Annotated in this window: 6 protein-coding genes; 2 read left to right on the top strand and 4 right to left on the bottom strand. The window is 74.0% G+C overall.

Annotated features, from left to right (window positions below; translation table 11 throughout):
- The 4 genes from A2U95_RS06845 to A2U95_RS06860 form a co-directional block, all read right to left on the bottom strand.
- The coding region (locus tag A2U95_RS06845) for a MarC family protein (RefSeq protein WP_166021312.1) at positions 1–598 on the bottom strand (598 nt) is incomplete at its 3' end.
- Positions 599–729: 131 nt separating this feature from the next.
- The gene (locus tag A2U95_RS06850) at positions 730–1620 is read right to left on the bottom strand and encodes a PHP domain-containing protein (protein WP_166021313.1); all 891 of its coding nucleotides are present in this window, start codon (positions 1618–1620) and stop codon (positions 730–732) included.
- Between the two features lie 112 nt (positions 1621–1732).
- A complete protein-coding gene (locus A2U95_RS06855; protein ID WP_166021314.1) occupies positions 1733–2374 on the bottom strand; it encodes a DUF6758 family protein in 642 nt (213 codons plus the stop codon).
- Positions 2375–2578: 204 nt separating this feature from the next.
- Entirely contained in the window at positions 2579–3163 is a 585-nt protein-coding gene (locus A2U95_RS06860; RefSeq protein WP_166021315.1) for a suppressor of fused domain protein, read from the bottom strand.
- A 551-nt stretch (positions 3164–3714) separates the two neighbouring features.
- Between A2U95_RS06860 and A2U95_RS06865 the strand changes: the two genes are divergently transcribed.
- Complete coding sequence (locus tag A2U95_RS06865; protein WP_166021316.1) at positions 3715–4869, top strand: magnesium and cobalt transport protein CorA; 1155 nt, start codon at positions 3715–3717, stop codon at positions 4867–4869.
- Positions 4870–4891: 22 nt separating this feature from the next.
- The gene (locus A2U95_RS06870) at positions 4892–5416 is read left to right on the top strand and encodes a hypothetical protein (RefSeq protein ID WP_166021317.1); all 525 of its coding nucleotides are present in this window, start codon (positions 4892–4894) and stop codon (positions 5414–5416) included.
- Positions 5417–5457 lie beyond the last annotated feature (41 nt).

The raw sequence follows: 5457 nt of genomic DNA on the forward strand, positions 1-5457 counted from the left end.
CCCGGACGACCTGGGTCACCCCGTTGATGATCTGCTGCACGGCGATGGCGGCGAGCAGCATGCCCGCGAGCCGGGTCACCAGGACCACGCCGCCCTCCTTGATCACCCGGATCACCAGCAGCGAGTTCCGCATGACCAGCCAGATCACGACGTGGATCGCGAGGATCGCCGTCCAGACGGCAACCTGGGAGCCCACGTCCCCGGCCTTCTCCACGGCGAGGATCACCGAGACGATGGCGCCGGGTCCGGCCAGCAGCGGCATGCCCAGCGGCACCAGCGCCACGTTGACGTCCTTGGTCTGCTGCGGCTCGTCGGTCTTGCCGGTGAGGAGGTCCAGCGCCACCAGCAGGAGCAGCACCCCGCCGGCGATCATCAGGGCCGGCACGGAGATGTGCAGGTAGTCGAGGATGCGCTGGCCCAGCAGGCCGAAGAGGCCGATCACGCCGCCGGCCACGAGGACCGCCTGCAGCGCCATGCGCTTCTGGACGGCGGCGGGCCGGCCGGCGGTGAGACCGAGGAAGATCGGGGTGACCCCGGGCGGGTCCATGATCACGAAGAGGGTGAGGAAGAGCGAGCCGAAGACGGCGATGTCGAACACGGTGAGAGGCCTTGCGGATGGTGCGGAACGCCGCCGTCCGGCCGTGTCCGGACAGGACGCGGCGCGGTGCGGCGCGGGACGTGGGGGAAGGTGGGGGCCGGACGCGGCCTGGCGGACGTGGTCCCGCCGGGTCAGGCCGCGGCCGGTCCGCCGGCGCCGGGGACGGGGAACGCGCCCCAGGCCCGGCGGATGATCTCGCCGTAGACCTCGGGATCGGTGACGTTCTCGCCGAGGGCGCAGGTCTTGCGGGTGCCGTGGTAGTCGGACGAGCCGGTGACCAGCAGGCCGAGTTCGGCGGCGAGGCCGCGCAGCCGGGCGCGGGTGGCCGGGTCGTGGTCCATGTGGTCGACCTCGATGCCGTCCAGGCCTGCCTCGGCCATCGCGGCGATCGCGGACTCCGGCACGGTGCGGCCGCGCTTGGCGGCGCCGGGGTGGGCGAAGACGGTGACGCCGCCGGCGGCCTTGACCAGCCGGATCGCCTCGAACGGGTCGGTCTCGTGCTTGGGCACCCAGACGCGGCCCCGGTCGGCCAGCCAGTCCTGGGTGAAGGCCTCGTCCACGGTGGTGACGACGCCGAGCTCGACCAGGGCCGTGGCGAGGTGCGGGCGGCCCACGGAGCCGTCCCCGGCGATCCGGGCGACCTGCTCCCAGGTGACGTCCACGCCCAGCTCGCGCAGCCGGGCCACCATGGCGCGGGCGCGCGGCACGCGGTCGTCGCGGACCAGCTCGCGCTCGGCGAGCAGCGCGGGCTCCTCGGGGTCGAACAGGTAGGCCAGCATGTGCATGCTGATGCCGTCGCCGGGGGCGGCCCCGGGCCCGGTCCAGCGGCAGGAGAGTTCCGCCCCGGCGACCAGGGTGAGCCCCTCGGGCAGGGCGGCGACCGCCTCGGCGTGCCCGCGGGTGGTGTCGTGGTCGGTCAGCGCGACGACGTCCAGACCGGCCGCGCCCGCGGCGCGCACCAGCCCGGCGGGGGTGTCGGTGCCGTCGGACGCGGTGGAGTGGCAGTGCAGGTCGATGCGCACGGCGACTCCAGCGGACGAGGGCTTGCACGGACGGGACCACACCAGGATAAGGGGTCGTCCGAGTGGGTGACACTTACCGGTCCGCACGGCGGGACGGAACCGCCCCGGGACGTCAGGGTTCGAGCAGCCGCGGCGAGAGCGCGCCGCACGGCACCAGCTCGATCTCCGCGCCCGCCTCGCGCAGGTCGGTGAGGATCATCTCGTCGTACATCAGCAGCCCGGACTGCTCGGGCCACACGACGGCCCACAGCCACAGGCCGAGCGCCTCGCCGGCGAACACCGCGCGGTCCTCCGGCGCGCCGTCCACCAGCCACATCGGGGTGGGGCGGCCGGCCGCGTGCACCTTGGCCTGGGCGGGCTTGCCGATGTCGATCAGGGGTCCGGGGTCGGGCCCGTCGATCCCCGCGTACCGGGCCCCGAGGCCCACGCCGAGTTCCTCGGCGACCAGGATCAGCTCGCCGACGCCGCCGAGCGGCCCCGGACCGGAGCAGGCGACCGCCGAGGCGCGGCCTCCGCCGCGGTCGTCACCGGCACTGGCCACGCCGGTGAACAGCCAGCCGACCGGCAACGGCCACGGCATCCAGACGGGGACCCGGGTGCGGTGCACCACCACACCGAGGGCCTCGACGCTGGGCGGGATCACGGGCTGGACGGGATGCACGGGGCCGTGCGCGTCGCACTGCCACGCGTCGGAGAAGAGTCCGGGAGCCCTGACCCGGCCACCGCACTTCGGGCAACTGGGTTCGCCCCTCATAAAGTCCCACGGTCCTCCCTGGGCCGCGCCGAGTCAAGGACGATCACCCGTCCGGCGGGCACGGCCGGCGTGGCGCCTCCGCCGTCCACCGGTCCGGTCCGGCCGGGCCCGTCACCGGCCCGCCCGGTCCGCCGGACCGTCCCGCCGGGCCAACTCACCTGTTCCGGCCATCTGTTGGCCCGTCCGTCGGGTGACTTCCGTCACTCAGTCCAGGGCGACCGGCCGGCGGAGCGGGTCCCGCAGGTCGGTGCCGCGGGCCAGCCACCGCTCCTGGAGCGCCTGCGCGCCGTGGACCCGCTTCCAGGCGGCCTCGTTCGGCGTCATCGGCAGCAGCGGCAGGAACCGCACCGGGTCCAGCGGGTCGTCCAGCTCCAGGTCCTCGACCAGGCCGCCGGGCTCGCCCACCAGGACGGAGGTGAACGGGGCGCCGGGCCACAGGGGCTCGCCCACGTCCAGCGATCCGCCCGGCGCGACCACCACCCCCTCCACCTGCGGGGAGGCGGCGAGCACGGCCAGCGGGCGGAGCGCCTTGTCGGTGTCCGCGACCCCGCGCCGCACGGAGAGCACCAGCTCGGCCCGCGGCCCCTTCACCGGGTCCGCGACCATCGCCGTGGGGTCGTTCATGGGGTGGGCGGACATGCCGAGGGTGGCGTACCGGACGACGTCCTCCTCGGTGAAACGGAGAACCTCCACGCGGTCCGTACCGAGGAAGGTGACGGCGGCCCGCGCGTCGGGTTCGCCCAGCGCCGTCCGCAAACGCGCCTCGACCAGGGGAAGAACATCAGCCATGCGGCGAGCATAGAACTCGTCCGGAACTCACCGGGAGCGGGCAAGCGGACGCCTTGACAGTCAAGTCGGCTGATAGTCTTGCCGCAGTTCGGGACAGCACGCCAAGCGTCGCGATCGAGTCCCGACGCCAGTCATGCTCCCCCTGAGAGCTGCCCGTGAGCGCTCTCCCCCAGGGGAATGGATCGTCCCTCACGAGGGACCGGCCGGAGGAGGTGGGGCTGCGATGGACCGAAGTCGACCGTGCAGTACCACCCGCTCTTCCGGCCGCTGACGCGGCTCCGGCGTCCTCGACCCGCCCGCTGCTCGCGCTCCGGGCGCGGCAGCGGCGGACATCCCCTCCGCGCCGGGGAAGAGCACTTCTTTTCGCCTGCCTGATCTTCTGTCGAACTCTTCGACCAGCACCGGCGGCGAAAGCTCGAACGCCGCGACACGGTGCGGTGCTCCCCGCTTTGCGGACGTGCCCTTCGCCCGACCACGCACGTCCTCGTTCCGGGGGGTTCCAGCCGTCGGCGGCACGGCCTTTCGTCGCCCGAAAGCGAAGGAGCCCCGCCATGTCGATGATCCGAGACCTGCGCGCAGCGGTCCGTCCCTCCCAGCGCGTCGCCCGTTCGGTCCGCATCCGGCCGTCCCGGCGCGCCGCCTCCCTGGCCCACCTCGACCCCGCGGCGCTCCCCGCCCCGCCCGCCCCGTCCGCCGTCGTCGACTGCGGGATCTACCGCGACGGGCGCCGCGTTCCCTCCGACGGCACGCTCGGCCCGCAGGAGGCGATGCGCGCGGCCCGCCGGGACGGCGGTTTCGTCTGGATCGGCCTGCACGAGCCCACCGGGGACGAGTTCGCGGGCATCGCCGCCGAGTTCGGGCTGCACCCGCTGGCCGTGGAGGACGCCGTCCAGGCCCACCAGCGGCCCAAGCTGGAGCGCTACGACGACAGCCTCTTCACCGTGTACAAGACGGTCCACTACGTCGAGCACGACCGGCTCACCACGGACAGCGAGGTCATCGAGACCGGCGAGATCATGTGCTTCACCGGCCGGGACTTCCTGATCACCGTCCGGCACGGCGGCAAGGGCTCGCTGCGCGCCCTGCGGCGCCGGCTGGAGGAGGACCCGGAACTGCTCGCCAAGGGCCCCTCCGCGGTGCTGCACGCCATCGCCGACCACGTGGTGGACGGCTACCTGGCGGTCGCGGACGCGGTGCAGGACGACATCGACGACGTCGAGACCGAGGTCTTCACCCCCGGCCGCCGCGGCAGCGCTCCGCGCGGCACCGACGCGGGCCGGATCTACCAGCTCAAGCGCGAGGTGCTGGAGTTCAAGCGGGCGGTGGCCCCGCTGCTGCGGCCGATGCAGCTGCTCAGCGAGCGGCCGATGCGGCTGATCGACCCGGACATCCAGAAGTACTTCCGGGACGTCGCCGACCACGTGGCCAGGGTCCAGGAGCAGGTGACCGGCTTCGACGAGCTGCTCAACTCCATCCTCCAGGCCAACCTGGCGCAGGCGTCGGTCGCGCAGAACGAGGACATGCGCAAGATCACCTCGTGGGCGGCGATCATCGCCGTGCCGACGATGGTCTGCGGTGTCTACGGGATGAACTTCCAGCACATGCCGGAACTGGGCTGGAAGTACGGCTACCCCGTGGTCATGGGCATCACGGTCGCGATCTGTCTGGGCATCCACCGCACCCTGAAGCGCAACGGCTGGCTCTGAGCGGGCTCGCTACGCTGCTGCCATGACGACGACCGAGCTGTTCGACCGCGCCCTCGTCGAGGAGGCCGCGAAGAAGTCCGCGCTGGTGTGGGTGCGGGCGGAGGGCGGCGACGGCTCCGGCGCGGAGCGGGCGCTGTGGCACGTCTGGCACGACGGCGCGGTCTGCCTGGTCGGCGACGGGCCCGGGGAGCAGCCGCTGCCGGGGCTGGCCGACGGGGGGCACGCGGTGCTGACGCTGCGCAGCAAGGACAAGGGCGGCCGGCTGGTGACCTGCCGCGCCGCGGTCACGGAACCGGCCCCCGGCTCCCCGGCGTGGGAGGAGGCGGTGGCGGAGCTCAAGGGCAAGCGGCTCAACGCGGCGGACGCGGAGGCGATGCCGGAGCGGTGGGCGCGGGAGTGCCGCGTGCTGCGCCTGGAGCCGCTGGGGGCCGCCCTCCCGCAGCCGTCCGGCCCCCTCGCCGCCGCCCCGCCGCCCACCGCCGCCACCACCCGCGAACCCGTCCCCGCGCCCCTGCCGCGCCTCCTCTTCCGCCGCCGCCGGCGCTGACCGCCCGGCTGACGCGCCGCCGGGCCGCGCGCTGCGCCCCT

The organism is Streptomyces chilikensis (assembly GCF_001642695.1).
GTDB classification, from domain to species: Bacteria; Actinomycetota; Actinomycetes; order Streptomycetales; family Streptomycetaceae; genus Streptomyces; species Streptomyces chilikensis.

What these genes read in the sequence shown, in the direction of transcription:
- A2U95_RS06855 (WP_166021314.1), bottom strand. Translation starts at nt 2,374, where the DNA reads ATGAGGGGCGAACCCAGTTGCCCGAAGTGCGGTGGCCGGGTCAGGGCT.
- A2U95_RS06860 (WP_166021315.1), bottom strand. Translation starts at nt 3,163, where the DNA reads ATGGCTGATGTTCTTCCCCTGGTCGAGGCGCGTTTGCGGACGGCGCTG.
- A2U95_RS06865 (WP_166021316.1), top strand. Translation starts at nt 3,715, where the DNA reads ATGTCGATGATCCGAGACCTGCGCGCAGCGGTCCGTCCCTCCCAGCGC.
- A2U95_RS06870 (WP_166021317.1), top strand. Translation starts at nt 4,892, where the DNA reads ATGACGACGACCGAGCTGTTCGACCGCGCCCTCGTCGAGGAGGCCGCG.